This window comes from Kitasatospora sp. HUAS MG31, assembly GCF_040571325.1.
Classification (GTDB): Bacteria; Actinomycetota; Actinomycetes; order Streptomycetales; family Streptomycetaceae; genus Kitasatospora; species Kitasatospora camelliae.
Genome location: NZ_CP159872.1, coordinates 6558635 through 6579880, shown reverse-complemented (window position 1 = coordinate 6579880; position 21246 = coordinate 6558635). Strand labels below are relative to the sequence as shown.

The window sequence follows — 21246 nt, the reverse complement described above, 5'->3', positions numbered from 1 at the left end:
CCCACCTCACGGCACCCGCCAGCCCCGACAGGGGCGCGTGGGGGCACCTCTGGGGCACCTCCCGGCCGAAGGCTGGGGGAGAACTGCGCGGGGCGGAAGGTGACCGCCCGCACCCCGCAACAAGCAGTGGTGCTGCGGGCTGCCCGGACCTTACGGCGGAGTGCCTCCCGCAGCGCGCTGGAGTGGCCGGCCCGCTCCGGACCGGCGCGAGGCCCCCGGTATCAGCGCCGCCGCAACCACCGGCGCCACCGCCGCCGCCGCGAACGCCGGTGCGTACCCGTGCGCCGCGATCACCGCACCCGCCACCGGCGGCACCCCCACCACCGCCAGGTGCTGCCCGACCCCGTGGACCCCCAGCGCCCGTCCCGCCCACACCGGACCGGCCCGTTCCGCGACCGCGGTGTTGTGCAGCCCGTTGGTGCTCACCGTCAGCCCCGCCGCCAGCAGCAGCGCCCCCGTCCCCAGTGGGGAGTCCAGCGCCGCGCCCAGCGCCAGCAGCACCACGTCCCCGGCCGTCGCCAGCGCCAGCACCCGCATCGGCCGCACTCGGCTCCCCACCCGGTCCGACCACCACCCGGCGAGCAGCCGGACCCCCGCGCCTGCCAGGTTCGCGGCGGCAAGCACCCCGCCCGCCGTGCCCGCCGACCAGCCTCGGGCCTCGATCAGGAAGACCAGCGCGAACCCGGTGACCACGAACTGCGGCACGCACAGCAGCCCGGCGGCGGCGTGCAGCCGCCACAGGTAGCCGCCGCGGTAGGGGGAGGCGGTCCGGGCGGCCTCCTCCGGGGTGGGCCGGGCCGGGTCGACGGCCCAGAGGGCGACGGCGGCGCCGGCCACCCCGCACAGGGCCGCGCAGAATCCCAGCGCGGCCGCGGTGCCGCCGAGGCCTGCGATCGGCGACAGGGTGGCGGCGGCGAGCCCTACGCCGAGCGGCTGGGAGGCCTGTCGGACGCCCATGGCGATGCCCCGCCGCTCAGCCGGGAACCAGCCGATCACCAGCCGTCCCGAGGCCGAGTTGACCGAGGCCCCGGCCGCGCCGGTCAGCACCAGCAGCACCGCCAGCACCCGGACGTCGCGGGTGCCCGTGGCGAGCGCCAGCACGGCCGCCGCCGGGAGCAGCCCGGCGGCCAGCGCGAACCGCTCGCCCCGGCGGTCGGCCACCACGCCCCAGCCGATCAGCGCCAGCAGGATGCCGAGGATCGGGCAGGAGACCAGCAGTCCGGCCTGCGCCAGGCCGAGCCCGTACTCCGTGCGCAGGGCGGGGATGAGGTAGGGCAGGCCGTAGCAGACGGTGGTACTGGCGGTCTGTCCGCCCGTCCCGAGGGCGAGCATCAGCCACTTGCGGTGCCGCGCGTACTGGTCCATGCCGCCGACCCTAGGACGGCTACCGCATCATGAGACAGACAATTCCATTTGCTGAGACGTCATGGCCGACGGACCGTCAGGCCGCGGGCGAGGCCAGGGTGATCACGGTGATGTCGGAGGGCGCGCCGACCCGGACCGGCGGCCCCCAGGCGCCGGCGCCCCGGGTGACGTACAGCTGGGTGTCGCCGTAGCGCTCCAGGCCGGCGACGGTCGGGTTGGCGAGTTCCGCGATGTAGTTGCCGGGCCAGAGCTGGCCGCCGTGGGTGTGCCCGGAGAGCTGGAGGTCGACGCCGTACCTGACGGTGTCGTGGATGGTGACGGGCTGGTGGGCGAGCAGGACGGCGGTGCGCGCCCGGTCGCGGTCGCCGAGCGCCCGGTCGTAGTCCGGCCCGTGGCCCTCGGCCGCGCCGGCGATGTCGTTGACCCCGGCCAGGTCGAACCACGGCAGCTCGGTGCGGGCGTTCTCCAGCGGGTGGATGCCGAGCTCGCGGACGAACTCCACCCAGGGGGCGGCACCCGAGAAGTACTCGTGGTTGCCGGTGACGAAGTACGCGCCGTCGCGGGCCCGCAGGTCGGCCAGCGGCACGGCGGCCGGGCCGAGGTCGGGGACGCTGCCGTCCACCAGGTCGCCGACGATGGCGATCAGGTCGGGCTGGGCGCCGTTGACGGTGTCGACGATCCGCCGGGTGTGCGCGCGGCCGAGGATCGGCCCGAGGTGGATGTCGCTGACCACGGCGATCCGGTAGCCGTGCGCCCGGCGCGGCAGCTTCGCCAGCGGGACGGTGACCTGCTTCAGCCGCGGGCCGCGCAGCACCCCGTACGCGCCGTTGCCCACCACGGCCGCGGCCGCGCCGCCCGCGGCCACCGCCAGGGTGCGCGCCACGAACAGCCGCCGCGACGGGTCCACCGACCCCTCGCCGACCTCGCCCGCCTCCCGCTCCCCCGCACCCTCCGCCGCACCCTCCGTGACGTCCGGGCCGGAACGGCCGCCGACCGCCACCGCCACCCGCTCCGGCGCGGCCCCCGGCACCCGGGCGGCGGCCGCCGCTCGCCGGGCCCGCCGCAGCAGCAGGTACCGCACCGGCTCCGCCACCAGCAGGGCGAGCACCAGATAGAGCATCGACGGCATCCACAGGAACCCCGGCCAGGCCAGCCAGCGCTCCGCGGCCAGCGGCAGCAGCCGTCCGCCGACCACCGCGCCCACGCTGAGCAGCGGCAGCACCACGGCGAGGACCGTGCCGGCTCGCCGGTACCGGCCACCGGGGGCGGAGACGTCCCGGACCAGCCGCCGCCACAGGTACCACTGCGCCCCTGCGACGACGGAGACCACGGCCAGCAGCAGCACCAGTGCGATCACCATGCGGTCAGTATCGGATTCCGCCGCTCCGCCCCGGCCACCGGGGTGTGCCGCGCGTCACCCCCGGCCCGACCACACCGCCGGCGCATCCACACAGCAGCCCACGTACCCGCTCCCGGACCGTAGCCGCCCGGTCGCGCTGCGCCGATCCCGCCGCGGCTCCGCTGTGAGCCCGCCCACACGCCCCGGGAGCACTACGGTCCTGGATAGTCGGTGGCCGGCTCCGCGACACACCCGGCCGCGGGCCACGGGCCCGCCGACGGCCGCCCGCCGGGGAATCCCCGCTGGTCAGCCACCCGATCCCGGCAGGTCGGAGGCCCCCGGCCCGGCAGGCGTAAGGAGTGGGTAAGCGCGGCCGGAGCGCCCGTGCGGGCCCCGGGCGCGTCGGTTCGCCTACTACCGGCCGTAGTTCCCGGGCTCGTTGCCGCCCTTCCGGGGGTCTGAGAAGAATGTGCGGGCCGCAAGGCGGCGCGGCGGTTCTCCGCCGCGTTCCCCCGCCCGCCCCGGTCCGTACGACGGGGCGCCACGGCCGCTCCCCGGGCCGACGGGCCTGCTCCGCGAACACGCGTCGCACCACCCGTGCGCCCGGACCGGCCCCGCACGACGGAAGAGGTTGTCCGCCCGCATGCCCCCCAAGCACGCCCAGCTCCCCGCGAAGCTCCGCCGGCGCCGCAACGCCGTGATCACCGGTGTCGCCACGCTCGCCGTGGCCGGCTCGGCGACCCTGGCGCTGGCCCTGCCGCAGGACGCCCCCGTCGCCGAGGTCGCCGCCCCGCGGACCGTCGTCAGCTCCGCCCCGACCGCTGACGCACTCGACGCCCAAGCCGTCGCCGACGCCCAGGCCAAGGCCGAGGCGGACGCCAAGGCCGCCGCCGACGCCCAGGCCGCCGCGGAGGCCCAGGCGGCCGCCGAGGCCCAGGCGGCCGCGGAGGCCCAGGCCAAGGCGGAAGCCGATGCCGAGGCCGAGGCGGACGCCAAGGCGCAGGCCGAGGCCCAGGCGCAGGCCGAGGCCCGCGCGGCCGAGGAGGCCAGGGCGAAGGCCGCGGCGGAGGCGAAGGCCCGGGCCGCCGCGGCGGCCAAGGCCAAGGCCGAGGCGGACGCCAAGGCGAAGGCCGCGGCCGAGGCCGCCTCCCGCTCGCAGGCCCGCAGCGCGCTGACCGGCACTCCGCAGCAGATCGCCGCCCAGCTGGTCCCGGCCGGCCAGCTGCAGTGCTTCAGCAACATCGTCGAGCACGAGAGCGGCTGGAACGTCCACGCCACCAACCCGTCCTCGGGCGCGTACGGCCTGGTCCAGGCCCTGCCCGGCTCGAAGATGGCCTCCGCCGGCCCGGACTGGCAGGACAGCGCGGCCACCCAGATCAAGTGGGGCCTCGCCTACATGAACGAGCGGTACGGCAGCCCGTGCGCCGCCTGGGCGTTCTGGCAGACCCACCACTGGTACTGACCGACCCGACCGGCTACCGGCCGGTACATGCGCAGGGCGGCCGACCCCTCGGGGGTGCGGCCGCCCTGCGCCGTTCGGGGCGACCTCGCGGTACGCGTGGGTATCTCGTGAAGATTTCGCGTACGTTGCTTCTTCTATGACCGGAATTGCACGACTTCGGGCGACTTCCGGCCTTTGCGTGGTCGTGTCCACGCCCATAACCTCCGTGCCCATGCCCGCACCGCTGATCTCCGTCGTGCTCCCCGCCTACGACCAGCACAAGCAGCTGAAGGACTGCCTCGACTCGCTGCTCGCGCAGTCGTTCCGCGACTTCGAGGTGGTGCTGGTCGTCGACCGCTCCCCCGACTGTCCGGAGCGGGTCGCCGACGCCTACGAGATCCGCGACCCCCGGGTGACCGTGCTCCGCCTGGACGCCAGCGTCGGCATCGGCCGCAGCCGCAACGCCGGCGCCGCCCGCGCCACCGGCGCGTACCTGCTCTACCTGGACAGCGACCACGTGGTGGCGCCGGACGCCCTCCAGGCGATGGCCGACCGGCTCACCGAGACGGGCGAGGTGGACGTCCTGCTGTTCGGCCACGCCCGGGAGTACAACGACCGGGTCTGGCCGGGCGGCGCCGCCGAGCTGCTGGCCGCAGCCGGCCCCGCGGTGTTCGCCCCGCTGGACCGCCCCGAGCTGCTCGGCGCACCTCCGCTGGCCTGGGACCGCCTGCTCCGCCGCGGCCTCGCCCCCGCCTTCCCGGACGGCCACTACGAGGAGGTGCCCGCGGTCCACGCCGCCATGCTCGCCGCCCACCGGGTCGCGGTCCTCGACCGCGAGTGCGTGACCATCCGCCGCCGGCACACCCTGCACCCCACCGGCTCCCCCGGCGCCAGCCACTTCGACGTGTTCGACCAGTACGAGCAGAGCTTCGGGATGCTGGACCAGCGCACCGAGCTGGAGACCGTGCGGCCGCACCTGTTCACCCGGATGATCCGGCACTACCTGTTCGTCTTCGACCTGGCGGGCTGCGTGCCGCGGGCCGAGCGGCCGCAGTTCTTCCACCGCGCCGCCGAGCACTACCGCCGCTTCGTCCCCGACGGCTACCGCCGCCCGGACGGCCGCGAGGGCATCAAGTTCTCCCTCCTCGCCAGCGGCGCCTACGCCGCCTTCGAGGTCGCCAAGCTCTCCCACATCGCCCGCGGCGCCGTGGGCCGCCGCTGAGCCGTCCCGGGCGCGCAACCCCCTGGCCGTCCGGCCCTGCCATGATCGAGGCATGGCCCACGCTCTCGCCGACGCCCTCTCCCGCGCCCTCCGCGGCGAGGTCCGCTTCGGCGCGGCCGAGCGCGCCGTCTACGCCCACGACGCGTCCAACTACCGCCACCCGCCGCTCGGCGTGGTCAAACCGGCCGACCTGGACGACGTCCGTACCGCGGTGGCGCTCTGCCGGGAGCACGGTGTCCCGCTGGTGCCGCGCGGCGCCGGGACGAGCATCGGCGGGCAGGCGGTCAGCCCCGGCGCGGTGGTGCTGGACTTCCGCCGCCACCTGGGCCGCGTCCTGGCGGTCGATCCGGAGGCCCGCACCGCCCGGGTCGAGCCCGGCACGGTCCTGGACGACCTCCAGCGGGCCGCCTCCCGGTACGGGCTGCGCTTCGGGCCCGACCCGTCCACGCACAGCCGCTGCACCCTCGGCGGGATGATCGGGAACAACGCCTGCGGCCCGCACTCGGTGGTCTGGGGCCGGACGAGCGACAACCTCCGCTCGCTGGACCTGCTGCTCGCCGACGGCACCGAACTCACCGTCACCGGCCCGCTGTCCGCCGCCGAGCGGGCCGCGCTGCGGGAACGGCCGGGCCGCGAGGGCGCCCTGCACCGCGCCCTCCAGGACCTGGCCGCCGAGAACCTGGAGGTCCTCCGCCGCGGCATGCCCGACCTGCCCCGGCGCACCTCCGGCTACCCGCTGGACGCGCTGCTCCCCGAGCGCGGCTACGACCTGGTCCGCGCCCTGACCGGGACGGAGGGCAGCTGCGCGCTGCTGCTCGGCGCCACCGTGGAGCTGGTCGCCGCCCCGGCGGCCCGCGCCCTGGTGGTGGCCGGCTACCCCGACGAGACCGCGGCCGCCGACGCCGTCCCCGCGCTGCTGCCGCTGCGCCCGCTGACGGTCGAGGGGATGGCCGCCGACCTGATCGCGGCGCTGCTGGCGGCCGGCCCGCGGCCACCGGCCCTGGACCGGCTGCCCGCCGGCGCGTGCTGGCTGTTCCTGGAGGCCGGCGGAGCGGACCCGGCCGAGGCCCTGGACGCCGCCCGGGCGCTGGCGGACGCCGTCCGCCGCGAGCGGGGCGCCACCGCGGCCGTGGTCACCGACGCGGCGGAGCAACGGCAGCTGTGGGCCGTCCGCGAGTCCGGGGCGGGCATCGTCACCCGGCTGCCGGACGGCTCGGAGGCCTGGCCCGGCTGGGAGGACTCCGCCGTCCCGGTCGAGCGGCTCGGCGGCTACCTGCGCGACCTGCGGGCCCTGCTGGCCCGGCACGGCCTGCGCGGGGTGCCGTACGGGCACTTCGGCGAGGGCTGCGTCCACCTTCGGCTGGACTATCCGCTGACCGATCCGCGGCGGCTGGGCGCGTTCCGGGCGTTCATGGAGGAGGCCGCCGACCTGGTGGTGGCGCACGGCGGTTCGCTGTCCGGGGAGCACGGCGACGGCCAGGCCCGGGCCGAGCTGCTGCCGAGGATGTACCCGCCCGAGGTGATCGACCTGTTCGGCCGGTTCAAGCGGATCTGGGACCCGGGGAACCTGCTCAACCCCGGCGCCCTGGTCGACCCCCGGCCGCTCGACGCCGACCTGCGCTTCGCCGGCCGCGACCTGCTGCCGCTGGCCCTCCCCTACGAGCGGGACGGCGGCAGCCTGCTCACCGCGGTGCACCGCTGCGTGGGCGTGGCCACGTGCGTGGACCCGACCACCGGGGTGATGTGCCCGAGCTACATGGCCACCCGCGAGGAACGGCACTCCACCCGCGGCCGGGCCCGGCTGCTCGCCGAGATGATGCGCGGCGACCTGGTCACCGGCGGCTGGCGCTCCGAGGAGGTGCGCGAGGCGCTGGACCTGTGCCTCGGCTGCAAGGGCTGCTCCAGCGACTGCCCGGTCCACGTGGACATGGCCGCCTACCGGTCGGAGTTCCTGCACCAGCACTACCGCCGCCGTGTGCGGCCGGCCGCGCACCTCTCGCTGGGCTGGCTGCCGCTGTGGCTGCGCGCCGCCGCGCTCGCCCCCGGCGTGGCCAACCGGCTGCTGGCGACGCCCTCGACCGCGGCCCTGCTGAAGCGGATCGGCGGCATCGACCCGCGGCGCGACCTGCCTCCGCTGCCGGAGCGGACCTTCACCTCCTGGTTCCGCCGCTACCGTGCCCAGCACCCCGAACCGGCGGGGGCCCGGCCCGTCCTGCTGTGGCCGGACTCGATGGCGGAACTCCTCGACCCCGAGCCGGCGATGGCCGCTGTGGAGGTGCTGGAGCGGCTCGGCTTCGCCGTCCGGCTGCCCGGCGGGCCGGTCTGCTGCGGGCTCACCCTGGTCTCCACCGGCCAGCTCTCGCTCGCCCGCCGGGTGATGCGGCGCAGCCTGCGGGCGCTGCCGCCGGGGCTGCCGGTCGTCGGGCTGGAGCCGAGCTGCACGGCCGCGCTCCGCGAGGAGTGGCCCCGGCTGATCGGCGAACGGGAGTTCCCGGACCGGGTCCGGACCCTCGCCGAGTTCCTGGACGAGTCCGGGGCCGAACTCCCGCGTCTGGACGGGCGATCGGCGATCACCCAGGTCCACTGCCACCAGCACGCGGTCCTCGGCACCGGCGCGGACCGCCGGATCGACGCCCGCACCGGTCTGGACAACCGGGTGCTGGACTCCGGATGCTGTGGCCTGGCGGGCGACTTCGGCTTCACCCGCGGCCACTACGAGGTCTCGGTCGCGGTGGCCGAACGCGTCCTGATGCCGGCCGTCCGGGCGGCCGGCGAGGACACCGTCGTCCTCGCCGACGGCCTCAGCTGCCGCACTCAGATCGCCCAACTCGCCGACGGCCGGAGGGCCGTCCACCTCGCCCAGCTGCTCCGCGACGCCCTCCGGGAGGCCGACCACTGAGCCCGGCCACCGGCAGGGCCGTTCACCCCGTCAGGGCCAGCTCCGCCACCACCGCCCGGTGGTCGCTCCCCGGCAGCGCGTGCTCGGAGACGTCCACCGCCCGCAGCGCCCCGCCGTGCAGCACGTGGTCGATCTGGATCACCGAGGGCAGCGACCATCCCACCGGGAAGGTCGGTGCCATGCCCTGTCCCAGTTCGGCGTGGCTGTCGGTGAGTCCCTGGTCCAGCAGGTCCCGCATCGGCGCGTGGTCGACGGTGGCGTTGAAGTCGCCCAGGTACACGGCGTCCCGGGTGCCGGCGGCCGCCTCCGCGCGGATCGACCGGAAGTCGGCGGCCCACCGGCCGGAGTCCCCGAGCGGGTACCAGGTGTGCACCGCGACCACCTTGACCGTCCGTCCGCCGACCGCCACCTCGGCCGTGGTCTGCGGCCCGGTGCCCGGGGTGAGCGGCAGCCGCGAGTAGATCGCGGTGTCCCGGCCCTCCGGGCGGACCCGGTACGGCATCAGCTCGGTCAGTCCTGCGGTGTCCAGTCGGTGGGCGGCGCCGGCGTCGAGTTCCTCCATGGCGAGCACGTCCACCCGCTGGTCGCGGACCAGCCGGACCACCGCGTCCGGGTCCACCCCGCCGAGGTACGCATTGCTGGTGGCGATCCGCAGCCGCGGGGCGGCCTCCGGCACCGAGCCACCCTCGGGCACGAACCGCGGCACCACCCACCACAGGTGAGCCACCGTCACCAGCGCGGCCGCCACCACCAGCCACCGCGACCGCAGCGCCGCCGATCCCGCCAGGGCGAGGACCGCGAGCAGCGCCACGTACGGGAGGCCGGCCATCGGCATCGCCCAGACGGTGCCGTCGTCCAGGCCCGCCACCCGCACCACGCCCAGCACCAGCGGGGGGAGCAGCAGCAGCCCGCACAGACCCGCCGCCGCGGTCCTCAGCCACCGCCGGACCCGTCCCGTGGGTCCGGCCGGCGTGTCCGGCCGCCCGGTCGGCGTCGCTGTGGTCCCCACCGCCATCGGCGCTCCTCGTCCTCGTCCGCGCGCCGCACGGCTCCGGGCCGGGCGCTGCCTCACCGGCCCATGATCGTCGGGCCGACGTGGACTTCAGACGCGGCTCGCCGACCACCCGGTTCCGCCGGGTGCCGGTCGGGCGGCCTCCGGGTGATCGCCGCCACCGTCAGGATCCCGTCAAGACGGTGGCTCGACCGCCGGGCCCGTGTGGGAGGCTGACGTCCGTGACCGAACAGGATTTCGCCCTCCGCTACGACCGCTGGTTCCTGCCGTTCTCGGTGCCGCTCGGGCTGGGCCCGCGCCGCGCGCGGATCCGGTTGGCGGCCGGCGCGCTGGAGGTCCGGATGGGCTGGGCGTTCCGCGCCCGGATACCGCTGGACGCGATCCGTACGGCGGCCCCCGCGCCGGGCCGGGTGACCGGCTGGGGCGTGCACGGCTTCGCCGGCGACTGGCTGGTCAACGGTTCCGCGCGGGGCCTGGTCCGGCTGGAGGTGGACCCGGCCGCCTCCGCCCGGATGATGGGCATCCCGGTCCCGCTGCGCCGCCTGCGGCTGAGCGTCACCGACCCCGCCGCCTTCGTCGCGGCCGTCCGCTCCGTCGCCTGACGGACCGTCAGGACCCGCTGCGCGCCGACCCGACGACGGCCCACCGGCCAGGTCCTGCCGAGGTCCCGGTCCGGTGACAGGTCTGCAACCACCCGTTCCCACCCCTCCGTCACCCAGACGCACGGCATGCACACTGTCAGTGGGGGCGGACAGGGTGGGATGTCCGCGGACGAGGAGGGGGGTCGGTCGCCATGACCGGCGAGCTGCAGACGGTGCACGAGCTGTTCGAGGAGCGGGCGCTGCGGGCGCCCCAGGCGGTCGCCGTGGTCTGCGGCGACCAGCGGCTGTCGTACGGCGAACTGGACGCCCGGGCCAACCGGTTGGCCCACCACCTGATCGGGCTGGGGCTGGGCCCGGGCCGGATCGCCGCGGTCGCCCTGGGCCGCGGTCCTGAGCTGCTGACGGCGCTGCTGGCGGTGCTCAAGACCGGTGCGGCGTACGTGCCGTTGGAGCCGACCGGCCCGGACCGGGTGATCCGCCACGTCCTGGTGGACGCCGACCCGCTGGTGGTGGTGACCGAGGAGGTGTACCGGGTCCGACTGGCCGACGCGGCCGAGGCGGACCTGCTCTGCGTGGACACCGCCGCCCCGGCGTTCGCCGAACTGCCCGCCGGGCGGCCCGCGGTGACGCTCTCCGGCACCGAGCCGGCCTGTGTGTTCTACACCTCCGGCTCGACCGGCCTGCCCAAGGGCGCGGTGGTCGAGCACCGAAACCTGTTGCACTCCTTCCGGGGTTGGCAACAGGTCTACCACCTCACCCCGGCCGACCGGGTGCTGCAGACGGCGACCCTGGAGTTCGACGTCTTCACCGCGGACTGGATACGCGCCCTCGGCAGCGGCGCCGTCCTGGTGCTGGCCCGCCGCAACTTCACCCTCGACCGGACGGCGGACGTCGCCGAACTGCACGCCCTGGTGGTGGACGGGCAGATCACCGTGATGGAGACCAACCTCCACACCGCGCGCCGCCTGTTCGACCACCTCCGCCCGCGCGGCCTGGAGCTGGGCCAGCTCCGCCTGCTCACCGTCGGCGCGGAGAAGTGGTACCTCGACGAGCAGTTGCGTCTCCAGGGCTACCTGGGCCCCGCCGTCCGGGTGCTCAACGTGTACGGCGTGGCCGAGGCCTCCGTGGACAGCACCTACTTCGACACCGCCGCCCTCGCCGACCCGCCCGAGCACCCGGAGACGGTGTCCCTGATCGGCACCCCGTTCCCCGGCAACCGGGTCCACCTGCTCGACCCGCAGGGCCGTCCGGTGGCGGACGGGGAGGTCGGCGAGATCTGTCTCGGCGGTCCCGGGGTCGGCCGCGGCTACCTCAACCGGCCCAAGCTGACCTCGGCCCGCTTCGTCACCACCGAGCACGACCCCGACGGCCGGATCTACCGCACCGGCGACCTGGCCCGGCGCCGCCCGGACGGCCTCCTGGAGTACCTCGGCCGCGACACCGACCGGACCGGCGCCCGCTCGGCCGGGGTGGAGGCGGCGCTGCGCGGCCACCCGGCCGTCAAGGAGAGCGCCGTCGCCGAGCTCGACCACCGGCTGGTGGCGTACGTGGTGACCGGCCCGGAGGAGGGCGCCGAGGCGCCGGCCGACCCGTGGGCGCTGCGCGCGTACCTGGCCGAGCGGCTGCCCGCCGACGCGGTGCCGGACGCGGTCGTCCCGCTGCCCGCCCTCCCCCGCACCCGGGCCGGCAAGCTGGACCGCCGGCACCTGCCGCTGCCGGCTCCCCGCCCGCCGGCCGAGGGCGGCGGCAAGGCGGCCCGTCCGCGCGGCGTCAAGGGCGGCGGGTCCGCCGGCCGACCGGACGGCGCGGGCCGGCAGCGACCGCTCGCCCACCTCCTGCTGACCCTGTTCCTCGGCGGCCTGGCCTACGCCCTCACCCCGGACCTGTGGCCCGGCTCCACCGACACCTCCGCCGTCCCCGGCCCGTGGGCCGGCGTGTTCGAGGCCCTGTACGTCTGCGAGGCGGCCGGGTTCGGGCTGGGCGCGGCCTTCCTGCTGCTGGGCGGGGCGGCGGTACGGCTCCAGGGCCGGCCCGCCTGGCTGGCGCGGGCGACCCACCTCGCCGTCTGCTGGCTGCTCGCCTCCTGGTGGCCCCAGGACAACCTCTACCGCACCACCGCCGCCACCGACTGGCCCGCCCAGGCGGCCCTGGTCCTCGGCTTCAACCTCACCCTCCTCCTGGCCGCCGCCCTGGTGGCCCGCTTCGTCACCTGGCGGCCCCAAGGCCTGTCCGAGTGAGGGCGGTCTGCCGACAGGGCCGGTGCCTCACAGCTTCCCCGGCTCCGGCACGTCCTTGACCTGCGCCGGCTCGCCCCGGCGCATCGCCCCCGGCGCCCGCCGCGCGGGCCGGTCCGCCCGCGGCGCGGAGGACAGCTGCCACGGCACGCTGATCACCATCACGCCGGGGGTGAACAGCAGCCGGCTCTTCAGCCACAGCGCCGACTGGTTGTGCAGCACGTGCTCCCACCAGTGCCCGACCACGTACTCCGGGATGAACACCGCCACCGCGTCCCGCGGGTCGTTGCGCCGCACCGTCCGCACGTACTGCACCACCGGCTTGGTGATCTCCCGGTACGGGGAGTCGAGGATCTTCAGCGGCACCGGGATCCCGTAGGCGTCCCACGCCTCCTTCAGCTGCCGGGTGGTGTCCCTCTCCACCGCGACGCTGAGCGCCTCCAGGGTGTCCGGCCGGAACGCCTGGGCGTAGCCGAGGGCCCGCAGGGTGGCCTTGTGGAGCTTGGAGACCAGCACGATCCCGTGCACCTTCTGGGGCCGGACCGCCTCCTCGTGCGGGTCGGTGATCGCCAGCTCCGCGGCCACCGCGTCGTAGTGGCGGCGGATGCCGTGCATCATCGTCCACAGCACGGCCGCCGCCAGCACGGCCAGCCACGCGCCCTGGGTGAACTTGGTGATCAGCACGATCACCAGCACCAGCGCCGTGGTGACCGCGCCGAGGGCGTTGATGGCCCGGGCGCGGTGGGCGGCGGTCCGCACGGCCGGGTCGGTCTCGGCGGCCAGGGTGCGGTTCCAGTGCCGGACCATGCCGGTCTGCGAGAGCGTGAACGAGGTGAACACGCCCAGGATGTACAGGTGGATCAGGTCGGTGACGTTGGCGTCGTACGCCCACAGCAGGGCGCCGGCCACCAGGGCCAGGGCGATGATGCCGTTGGAGAAGGCCAGCCGGTCGCCGCGGGTGTGGAGCTGCCGCGGCAGGTAGCGGTGCTCGGCGAGGATCGAGGCCAGCAGCGGGAAGCCGTTGAACGCGGTGTTCGCCGCCAGGATCAGGACCAGCGCGGTGGCCGCCTGGACCAGGTAGAACAGCACGCTGTCGTCCCCGCCGAACACCGAGGCCGCGAGCTGGGCGATGACGGTCTGCTGCGGCTCGGTGGTGCAGTTCGGGAAGCCGGTCAGGTCGCAGCTGTCCGCGGCGACGTGCACGTCGGCGATCATCGCCAGCGCGGTGACCCCGGCGAACATGGTGACCGCGATGATCCCCATGGCCGCCATGGTGGCCGCGGCGTTCTTCGACTTGGGCTTGCGGAAGGCCGGCACGCCGTTGGAGATCGCCTCCACGCCGGTGAGCGCGGTACAGCCGGAGGCGAACGCGCGCAGGCCCAGCATCAGCAGCGCGAACCCGGCCAGGGTGTTCTTGCCGTCCTCCGGGATGATCCCGTACTGCGCGCTGGCGGCCTCCGGCGCGTGTCCGAACGCCACCCGGACCAGCCCGGTGGCGATCATCAGCAGCATCGCGCCGATGAACAGGTACGTCGGGGCGGCGAAGGCGTTGCCCGACTCCCGGACGCCGCGCAGGTTGACCGCGGTCAGCAGGGCCACGAACGCGAGCGCCATCAGCACCCGGAAGTCGTCGAAGCCGGGGAAGGCCGAGATGATGTTGTCCACGCCCGAGGCCACCGACACCGCAACCGTCATCACGTAGTCGACCAGCAGCGAGGCGGCCACCACCAGCCCCGCGTTCGCCCCCAGGTTGGTCGACGCCACCTCGTACGAGCCGCCGCCGCTCGGGTAGGCGTGCACCACCTGCCGGTACGAGAGCACCACCACGGTCATCAGCGCCACCACGGCCGCCGCGATCCACGGCGTCAGGTAGAGGAACGCGGTGCCGCCGACGGTGAGCACCAGCAGGATCTCCTGCGTGGCGTACGCCACCGAGGACAGCGGGTCGGAGGCGAAGATCGGCAGGGCCAGCCGCTTGGGGAGCAGCGTCTCGCCCAGCTCCTCGCTGCGCATGGCCTTGCCGATCACGAGGCGCTTGAGCGCCTGGGGCAGGTTGAACACACTCGCGAGCGTATGCGCCCCCGGCGCCGCCCGACCGGATCCGGGCGACCCCGCCGAGCCGCCCGAATCCGCCCGGGCCGTCGCCGTCGCCGCAGGTCAACCGGGCGGTGACCGGGCACGGTTGGGCCCGGGCCCCCGCCCCTGCGCCCTCGGGGAACCCGCCGGGAGCGGAGCCCGGAATCAGTCGTCCGGAGCATTCCGCCCCCGGGCCCGGGGCCACTCTCCGCGCCCGGGGCGCACCGGCGCCACCGGCTGTGCCCGGACGGTGCGCCGCGGTACGGCGGCCGGCACCGTCCCGGCGGCCGCGGCCAGCACCAGCAGCGCCAGCCGGACCAACTCCACTCCGGACCAGCCCAGTTCACCGTAGCTGTGCTCGGCGAACCCGTTGTAGAACAGCCAGGCCGCGCCGCCGATCACCGGCGCCGCCCACGGCCGCGAACCCGCCCCCAGCAGAGCGCAGAGCGCGGCGAACGCCGCCAGCGCGAACCAGCCGTCGCGCAGCTCCCCCAGACAGGAGAGCCCGAAGGCCAGCGCCACCCCCGCGACCAGGGCCGCCGCCCCGGAGAGCGCCACCGGCGCCCGGTCCAGCACCGGCCGGAACCTCCGCCCGCCCCGCCCGGTCGACGTGGAGTACATCCGCATGCCCGCCCCCTCAGCTCGTGTCGACAGCTCCCGTGCCCTCGTCCACGCACCCCCGGGCGGCCCCTCCGCGCGCCTGCCGACCGCCCCGCACGCCCCTGACGAACCGGCCCCGGGTGTCTCGCCATCCGGACGGGCGGCGCCTACCATCCAGCCATGGCGACTCTCACCACCACCGAGGCCGACTCCATCCTCGCCGACAACTTCGCCCCCTGGGTACAGGCCCTCGGCCTGTCGGTCGTCGAGACCGGCGAGCGGCACGCGGTGCTCCGGCTCCCCTGGTCCGACCAACTGGCCCGGGAGGGCGGCGCCCTGTCCGGCCAGGCGCTGATGGCGGCGGCCGACACGGCGACCGTGGTCGCGATCTCCGCGGCCCGCGGCACGTACGGCCCGATGACCACCATCCAGCAGTCGACCAGCTTCCAGCGCGCGGTGCTGGGCAAGGACGTGCTGGTCACCGCCCGGGTCACCAAGCTGGGCCGCCGCCTCGGCTTCATCGACGTGGACCTCACCCCCGAGGGCGAGGAGGAGCCCGCCGCCCACGCCACCACCGTCTACGCCTTCCCGGGCTGAGACACGGCGGGAGGCGCCCACCGGGGGCGCCTCCACTCCGTACGGCGGGCTCGCCGGCCCTACTCGGCACAGATCGTGGTGACGAACTCCGCCACCCGCTCCTGCGGCAGGTGCCGGGCGATGTCGGCCTCGCTGATCATGCCGACCAGCTTGTGGTCGGGGTGGTTGATCACCGGAAGCCGACGCACCAGGTGCTGCTCCATGACCCTCAGCACCTGCTCGGCGTCCTCGTCCTCCTCGACCACCATCGGCCGCCCGACGGCCAGTTCGACCGCCTTGACCAGGCTCGGGTCCCGACCCTCGGCGATGCACTTCAGCACGATGTCCCGGTCGGTGAGGATGCCCAGCAGCTTCTGGTTCTCCCCGCAGATCGGCAGCGCGCCGACGTCCCGTTCCCGCATGATCCGCGCCGCGTCGGCGAGCGTCTCCGTCTCCCCGACGCACTCGGCGCCCGGATGCATGATCTCTCTCGCTGTGGTCATGGTCACGCCTCCCGGTTCGGCCGGCTGCTCCCCCTCCATCGTGGTCCGGGCCGGCCGGACCCGCCATCCGGGTGTCACGCCGCCGGGGTGTCCGGCCGCCGCGGCTCCAGCGGGGTCGGCGGCTCCAGCGGCGGCTGGGCCAGGACCTCGTCCAGGTCCGGCAGTTCCAGCTGCTCCACCGCCTGCGGCGCGGCCGGCTCCTTCTCGGCCGACTTCCCGGTACGGCTCTCGGTGGCGCTTTCCAGAAAACGCAGCAGCTCCACCGGGAAGGGCAGCACCAGGGTGGAGTTCTTCTCCGCCGCCACCTCCACCACCGTCTGCAGCAGCCGCAGTTGGAGCGCCGCCGGGGTGGCGCTCATGATCGCGGCCGCCTCCGAGAGCCGGGCCGACGCCTGGTACTCGCCGTCGGCCGTGATGATCCGGGCCCGCCGCTCCCGGTCCGCCTCCGCCTGCCGCGCCATCGAGCGCTTCATGGACTCCGGCAGAGCGACGTCCTTGATCTCCACCCGGTCGATCTGGATGCCCCAGCCGAGCGCCGGGTTGTCCAGCATGATCTCCAGGCCCTGGTTGATCGGCTCCCGGTTGGCCAGCAGGTCGTCCAGCTCGCTCTTGCCGATGATCGAACGCAGCGAGGTCTGCGCCACCTGCGACATCGCGAAGTTGTAGTCCTGCACGTTGACGATGGCCTTCACCGGGTCGACAACCTTGAAGTACACCACCGCGTCCACCCGGACCGTCACGTTGTCGCGGGTGATGCCCTCCTGCGCGGGGATGGGCATGGTCACGATCTGCACGTTCACCTTGGTCAGCCGGTCGGCCACCGGCACGATCCGCTGCAGCCCGGGCCGGCGGACCTCCTCCAGCACCCGCCCGAAGCGGAACACCACGCCGCGCTGGTACTGCTGCACCATGCGCACGCTCAAACCCATGTAGACGGCCATCAGGCAGATCACCGCCAGAACCACGTCCAGTACGATCATCGCCGCCACCTCGGCCCCATCCACGATCCCGTACCCCCACGCTACTCCGCGGTACCGCGGCGTGCGGCGCCACCGAGCGCGGTCCTCCGGCGGCCCCACGTCCTACCATCGGGCCATGCAGCACCACCCCGCGGCGGGCCTGAGCACCCTGGCCGAGCTGGACGCCCTGGTGGTCGACTGCCGGGCCTGCCCCCGGCTGGTCGCCTGGCGCGAGGAGGCCGCCCGCACCAAGCGCAGGGCCTTCTTCGACCAGGAGTACTGGGCCCGCCCGGTCCCCGGCTTCGGCCCACCGGACGCGCCGCTCGTCCTGGTCGGGCTCGCCCCCGCCGCCCACGGCGCCAACCGGACCGGCCGGATCTTCACCGGCGACCCCTCCGGCGACCTGCTCTACGCCACCCTGCACGAGCTCGGCCTCGCCTCCCTCCCGCACTCGGTCGGCCCGGGCGACGGCCTCCTCCTGCGCGGGGTCCGGATCACCGACCCGGTCCGCTGCTGCCCGCCCGAGAACCGGCCGACCCCGGCCGAACGGGACACCTGCCGGCCGTGGATCGCCCGGGAACTCACCCTGCTCCGCCCCACCCTCCGTGCCGTGGTCGCGCTCGGCGGCTTCGCCTGGCAGGCCGTCCTCCCCGCCCTCACCGCCGCCGGCTGGGAGGTCCCCCGTCCCCGCCCCGCCTTCGGCCACGGCGCCCACGCGCTCCTCCCCGCCACCGACGGCGGCCCACCACTCCACCTCTACGGCTGCTTCCACGTCAGCCCCCGCAACACCTACACCGGCCGCCTCACTCCCCTCATGCTCCGCACCCTCCTCACCACCGCCGCCCACACCGCGGGCCTCACGACGTCCTGATAAGAGCGCCCCGTCCGCGGGGAACTGCGCCACCAGCCCACCACTCGCCCGCACCCTCTCCCCGACGAATCCCCCACCCCGAGAGGCCCCGCAGCACCGCCCCGAATCACGCCCCCTCCCCCCTCCCCCACACCCCCGGCAGTTCCTCCCGCGCCCGCTCCGCCGCCGCCACCTCCCGCCCGTACAGCACCCCGTACCCGAACCCCCCGTCCGACAGCCGCCGCACCGTCGTGCAAGCGATCACCGCATCCTGGTGGCGCCCCAACACGTCCTGCACCGCCTTCATCCGCCGGGTGAACCCCGCCTGCCGCGTCCCGCCCAGCTCCCCCGCGTACCGCGCCCGCTTCGCCGCCTTCCGCGCGTCGTGCAGCGCCCGGTCCCGCTCCGACCCGCTGTCGACGCCCTCCGCCACCGAGGCCACCGCCTCCAGAGCCGCCGTCACCCGCCGCTCGGTGCGTCGCCGCTCCCGCCGGATCGTCCGCTCGATCTCCCGGTCCGCCCGCTCACCCGCCCGCGCGGTCAGCGGCGGTTCCCCGGCGAGCCGGCCCAGCAGCGCCAGCAGCGCCCGGTAGCGGTCGCTGTCGAGGGCGGCGAGCACCTCCACCCGGCCCTCCCGGGCCTGCAGGGCCGACCACTGTTCCAGGTCGGACACCACCCCGTCCCGCCCGGCGTCGTACGGCAGCTCGCGGGCCAGGCCCAGCAGCCTCGCGCCCAGCACCTCCGCGTCCCGGGCCCGCCCCAGCGAGGAGCCGAGCCAGCGGAGTTCCTCCACCGCCCCGAGGTCGTCGGCCAGCAGCCGCCGGTACGCCCCGAGGGCGCCGCGCAGCCGCCGGGCGGTGATCCGCATCTGGTGGACGGCGTCCGGAGCGTCGGCCCGGACGGCCGGCTCCAGCTCGCGCAGGCGTCCGACCAGGTCCGCGATCCGGGCGGTCAGCACCGCACCGGCGGTCCGCTTCGCATCGCTCGGCACGGCGTCACCCATCCCTTCGCGCCTTCCAGCGTATGCCGCCGCCTTCCCCCCGCCACCGCACCCGACCGCACCCGACCGCACCCGCCACCGCACCCCGACCCCCACCCGACCCGGCCACGGCCCCTCGCCACCCGTGGCGGACCGTCAGTTCGCCTCCCCCCAGGCGTGCGCGGCCGGGAGGCGGTCTATGGCCGCCCGCCCGGGCGTGGCATACTCCGTGACCATGACCGAGAACCGTGCGACCAGGGCCCTGCGGGCCGCGGTGTTCACCGCGCTCGCCGTGCCGCTGGCCGCACTGGGCCAGGTCGTGCTCACCGGGCGGGCCCTCCCGCTGGTCCTGGTGGCCGCCGCCGCGGCGGGCGTGTTCCTGCTCGCCGCCGCCCTGGACGGTGCCCGGCGGTGCTTCCTGCACCTGTCGGCCGTGCTGCTGCCGGTCGAGCTGCTGCTCAACACGCTCTTCAACCTCGGCCAGGACAGCTGTGCCACCGCCGTGCCCTCGCACGGCGTCAACCTGCTGGTCTGCGGCGGCGGCTCGGTGGACGGCAGCCCGCTGCTGAGCGGCTGGGCGGGCCGGTCCACCTTCGCCGTGCAGCTGCTGGTGCTGGCGGTGCACCTGGTGCTGGCGCTGGCCTCCGCGGCGTGGCTGCGGCTGGGCGACGCCGCCGTGGGCGGTCTCGCCGACGCGCTGCGCGCCCTGGGGACGCTGCTCGCGACCCCGTTCCGGGCGCTGCTGGGGGCCCTGCTGCTCGCCCCGCTCCCGGCCTGCCCGCAGGCGCTGGTCCCGGCCCGTACGGCCGAACGCCCGCTCCCGCTGCCCGAGGACGTGGTCCTCTCCCCCGCGCCGCGGCGCGGTCCGCCGGCTCTCGCGCTCGCCTGCTGACGGCCTCCGCCACCCGGCCCTGATCCGCGCTCCCGCGCGGACCCCGCCCGCTCCGGACCCCGTCGGCTCGCGCTCCCGCCAGCCCGCTTTCCCCACCGACCGTGCGCGGCCCCGACGCCCGCACGCCCAGGAGTCGACGGACCATGACCATCCAGCAGAACCAGACCCAGCCGACCCACCGGAACCAGCAGCAGCCGCGGCCCACCGCCCGCCAGCGTCTCCAGGAGGCCCAGCGCCGCGAGGCCCGCGCGGCCGCCGTCCGCCGCCGGGTGGTGATCGCGCTCGCCTCGCTCGGCGTGGCGGCCGTGGTCGCCGGCAGCGTCGCCATCGCCATCGCCACCGCCGAGGACGGCGACTCCTCGCCGTCGACCGCCGCGCCGCTGGTCGTCCCGGCCAACGCCACCGGCCCGGACGGCACGGTGGTGGTCTACGGCCGCCCGGACGCGCCGCACACCCTGAAGGTGTACGAGGACTTCCGCTGCCCGGTCTGCGAGCGCTTCGAGACCTCCACCGGCAAGGCCGTCCAGCAGCTGGCCGACGACGGCACGTACAAGATCGAGTACCACCTGGCGGCGTTCCTCGACACCAACCTCGGCGGCCAGGGCTCGCACACCGCGCTGGCCGCGATGGGCGCCGCGCTGAACGAGGGCACCGACAAGTTCAAGCAGTTCCACGACGTGCTCTACGCCAACCAGCCCGAGGAGCGGGTGGACGGCTTCGGCGACGTCAACCGGATCCTGGAGCTGGCCGCGCAGGTGCCGGGGCTGCGGACCGAGGGCTTCACCAAGGCCGTCACCGAGGGCACCTACCGTCCGTGGGCCGACAAGGTGGCCAAGGCCTTCAACGCCAGCGGCGTGCGCGGCACCCCGACCGTGACGCTGGACGACAAGCCGCTGACCATCTTCGGCAAGGACGGCGCGCCGCTGGCCGCCGACCAGTTCACCGCCCTCGTCCGCCAGACCACCGGGGGCTGACCGATGAGACCCGGTGCACCGGTCGGCGCCGGCCGTCCGTACGCGTTCCTGCTGCTGGCCGGCGGGCTGCTGGGCCTCGCGGCCTCGGCGGTGCTGACCGTGGACAAGATCCGCCTGCTGCAGAACCCGGGCTACCGCCCGAACTGCAACATCAACCCGGTGATCAGCTGTGGTTCGGTGGTGCAGACCGCGCAGGCGGAGGCCTTCGGCTTCCCCAACTCGCTGATCGGCCTGGCCGCCTTCGGCGCGCTGGCGGCCGTCGGCACCGGCCTGGTGGCCGGCGCGGTGTACCACCGCTGGTTCTGGCTCGGCCTGCAGACGGGCACCCTGCTCGGCCTCGGCTTCGTGCTCTGGCTGATCGACCAGGCGCTGTACGACATCGGCGCGCTCTGCCCGTACTGCATGGTGGTGTGGGCGGTGATGCTGCCGCTGTGCTGGTACACCGCCCTGCACCTGCTGCGCAGCGGGGTGCTGCCGGCCCCGCGCTGGTGGCCGGCCGTCGCCCGGTGGCACTGGGTGGTGCCCGCCGTCTGGTACCTGGGGATCGCCCTGCTGATCCTCAACCGGTTCTGGTCCTACTGGCGGACGCTGCTGTGAACCGGTACCGGTGAGCGGGACGGGCGCGGCCCGGCGACCTGGCCTCAGGTCCGCCGGGCCGCGCGGCGGCTGACGGGCCGGCACGGCGGGGCGCGGGACACGCCCGCCGTCCCGGGCGGCACGGGC

The 21246-nt window shown here is 75.4% G+C and carries 18 protein-coding genes; 10 read left to right on the top strand and 8 right to left on the bottom strand.

Translation table 11 applies throughout. The features are described from left to right. Positions 1-150: 150 nt before the first annotated feature. Positions 151-1365 (bottom strand): MFS transporter, encoded by a 1215-nt coding sequence (locus ABWK59_RS29375; protein ID WP_354643665.1) that lies wholly within the window; start codon positions 1363-1365, stop codon positions 151-153. Between the two features lie 76 nt (positions 1366-1441). Next, positions 1442-2725: a metallophosphoesterase gene (locus tag ABWK59_RS29370; protein ID WP_354643664.1), complete on the bottom strand. Its 1284-nt coding sequence runs from the start codon at positions 2723-2725 to the stop codon at positions 1442-1444. 622 nt (positions 2726-3347) lie between these two features. Here ABWK59_RS29370 and ABWK59_RS29365 point away from each other — a divergent pair. The 3 genes from ABWK59_RS29365 to ABWK59_RS29355 all read left to right on the top strand — a co-directional run bounded on the left by ABWK59_RS29365 (position 3348) and on the right by ABWK59_RS29355 (position 8266). Continuing rightward, the gene (locus ABWK59_RS29365) at positions 3348-4166 is read left to right on the top strand and encodes a lytic transglycosylase domain-containing protein (protein ID WP_354643663.1); all 819 of its coding nucleotides are present in this window, start codon (positions 3348-3350) and stop codon (positions 4164-4166) included. Between the two features lie 211 nt (positions 4167-4377). Next, positions 4378-5367, top strand: coding sequence for a glycosyltransferase family 2 protein (locus tag ABWK59_RS29360; protein ID WP_354643662.1), 990 nt, complete (start codon positions 4378-4380; stop codon positions 5365-5367). 52 nt (positions 5368-5419) lie between these two features. Continuing rightward, complete coding sequence (locus ABWK59_RS29355; RefSeq protein ID WP_354643661.1) at positions 5420-8266, top strand: FAD-binding and (Fe-S)-binding domain-containing protein; 2847 nt, start codon at positions 5420-5422, stop codon at positions 8264-8266. Positions 8267-8288: 22 nt separating this feature from the next. On the opposite strand, the gene ABWK59_RS29350 is transcribed toward ABWK59_RS29355, so the two are convergent. Beyond that, on the bottom strand, positions 8289-9281 hold the full coding sequence (locus ABWK59_RS29350) for an endonuclease/exonuclease/phosphatase family protein (RefSeq protein WP_354643660.1): 993 nt from the start codon (positions 9279-9281) through the stop codon (positions 8289-8291). A gap of 218 nt (positions 9282-9499) precedes the next feature. Here ABWK59_RS29350 and ABWK59_RS29345 point away from each other — a divergent pair, with 218 nt between their 5' ends. After that, complete coding sequence (locus tag ABWK59_RS29345) at positions 9500-9880, top strand: hypothetical protein (protein WP_354643659.1); 381 nt, start codon at positions 9500-9502, stop codon at positions 9878-9880. Positions 9881-10071: 191 nt separating this feature from the next. After that, complete coding sequence (locus ABWK59_RS29340; RefSeq protein WP_354643658.1) at positions 10072-12117, top strand: amino acid adenylation domain-containing protein; 2046 nt, start codon at positions 10072-10074, stop codon at positions 12115-12117. Between the two features lie 27 nt (positions 12118-12144). Here the strand turns inward: ABWK59_RS29340 and ABWK59_RS29335 are convergent, their stop codons facing one another. Together ABWK59_RS29335 and ABWK59_RS29330 are read right to left on the bottom strand one after the other, a co-directional pair. Next, positions 12145-14127, bottom strand: coding sequence for an APC family permease (locus ABWK59_RS29335; RefSeq protein WP_354645144.1), 1983 nt, complete (start codon positions 14125-14127; stop codon positions 12145-12147). Positions 14128-14355: 228 nt separating this feature from the next. Continuing rightward, entirely contained in the window at positions 14356-14817 is a 462-nt protein-coding gene (locus tag ABWK59_RS29330; protein ID WP_354643657.1) for a hypothetical protein, read from the bottom strand. A gap of 153 nt (positions 14818-14970) precedes the next feature. Here ABWK59_RS29330 and ABWK59_RS29325 point away from each other — a divergent pair, with 153 nt between their 5' ends. Next, positions 14971-15387 carry a PaaI family thioesterase gene (locus ABWK59_RS29325; RefSeq protein WP_354643656.1) on the top strand — a complete coding sequence of 139 codons (417 nt, stop codon included), beginning with the start codon at positions 14971-14973 and terminating at the stop codon, positions 15385-15387. Between the two features lie 59 nt (positions 15388-15446). Here ABWK59_RS29325 and ABWK59_RS29320 read toward each other — a convergent pair whose 3' ends face one another. Together ABWK59_RS29320 and ABWK59_RS29315 are read right to left on the bottom strand one after the other, a co-directional pair. Next, a complete protein-coding gene (locus tag ABWK59_RS29320) occupies positions 15447-15869 on the bottom strand; it encodes a CBS domain-containing protein (protein ID WP_354643655.1) in 423 nt (140 codons plus the stop codon). Between the two features lie 74 nt (positions 15870-15943). After that, positions 15944-16849 (bottom strand): slipin family protein, encoded by a 906-nt coding sequence (locus tag ABWK59_RS29315; RefSeq protein WP_354643654.1) that lies wholly within the window; start codon positions 16847-16849, stop codon positions 15944-15946. A gap of 115 nt (positions 16850-16964) precedes the next feature. On the opposite strand from ABWK59_RS29315, the gene ABWK59_RS29310 reads away from it, so the two are divergent. Next, the gene (locus ABWK59_RS29310; protein WP_354643653.1) at positions 16965-17699 is read left to right on the top strand and encodes a uracil-DNA glycosylase; all 735 of its coding nucleotides are present in this window, start codon (positions 16965-16967) and stop codon (positions 17697-17699) included. 106 nt (positions 17700-17805) lie between these two features. On the opposite strand, the gene ABWK59_RS29305 is transcribed toward ABWK59_RS29310, so the two are convergent. Further along, positions 17806-18681, bottom strand: coding sequence for a CHAD domain-containing protein (locus ABWK59_RS29305; protein WP_354643652.1), 876 nt, complete (start codon positions 18679-18681; stop codon positions 17806-17808). A gap of 211 nt (positions 18682-18892) precedes the next feature. Between ABWK59_RS29305 and ABWK59_RS29300 the strand changes: the two genes are divergently transcribed. The 3 genes from ABWK59_RS29300 to ABWK59_RS29290 all read left to right on the top strand — a co-directional run bounded on the left by ABWK59_RS29300 (position 18893) and on the right by ABWK59_RS29290 (position 21120). Further along, positions 18893-19549, top strand: a complete 657-nt coding sequence (locus ABWK59_RS29300) for a hypothetical protein (RefSeq protein ID WP_354643651.1) — start codon at positions 18893-18895, stop codon at positions 19547-19549. Positions 19550-19692: 143 nt separating this feature from the next. Next, complete coding sequence (locus ABWK59_RS29295) at positions 19693-20523, top strand: DsbA family protein (protein WP_354643650.1); 831 nt, start codon at positions 19693-19695, stop codon at positions 20521-20523. A gap of 3 nt (positions 20524-20526) precedes the next feature. Beyond that, positions 20527-21120 carry a vitamin K epoxide reductase family protein gene (locus ABWK59_RS29290; RefSeq protein ID WP_354643649.1) on the top strand — a complete coding sequence of 198 codons (594 nt, stop codon included), beginning with the start codon at positions 20527-20529 and terminating at the stop codon, positions 21118-21120. The last annotated feature ends 126 nt before the right edge of the window (positions 21121-21246 follow it).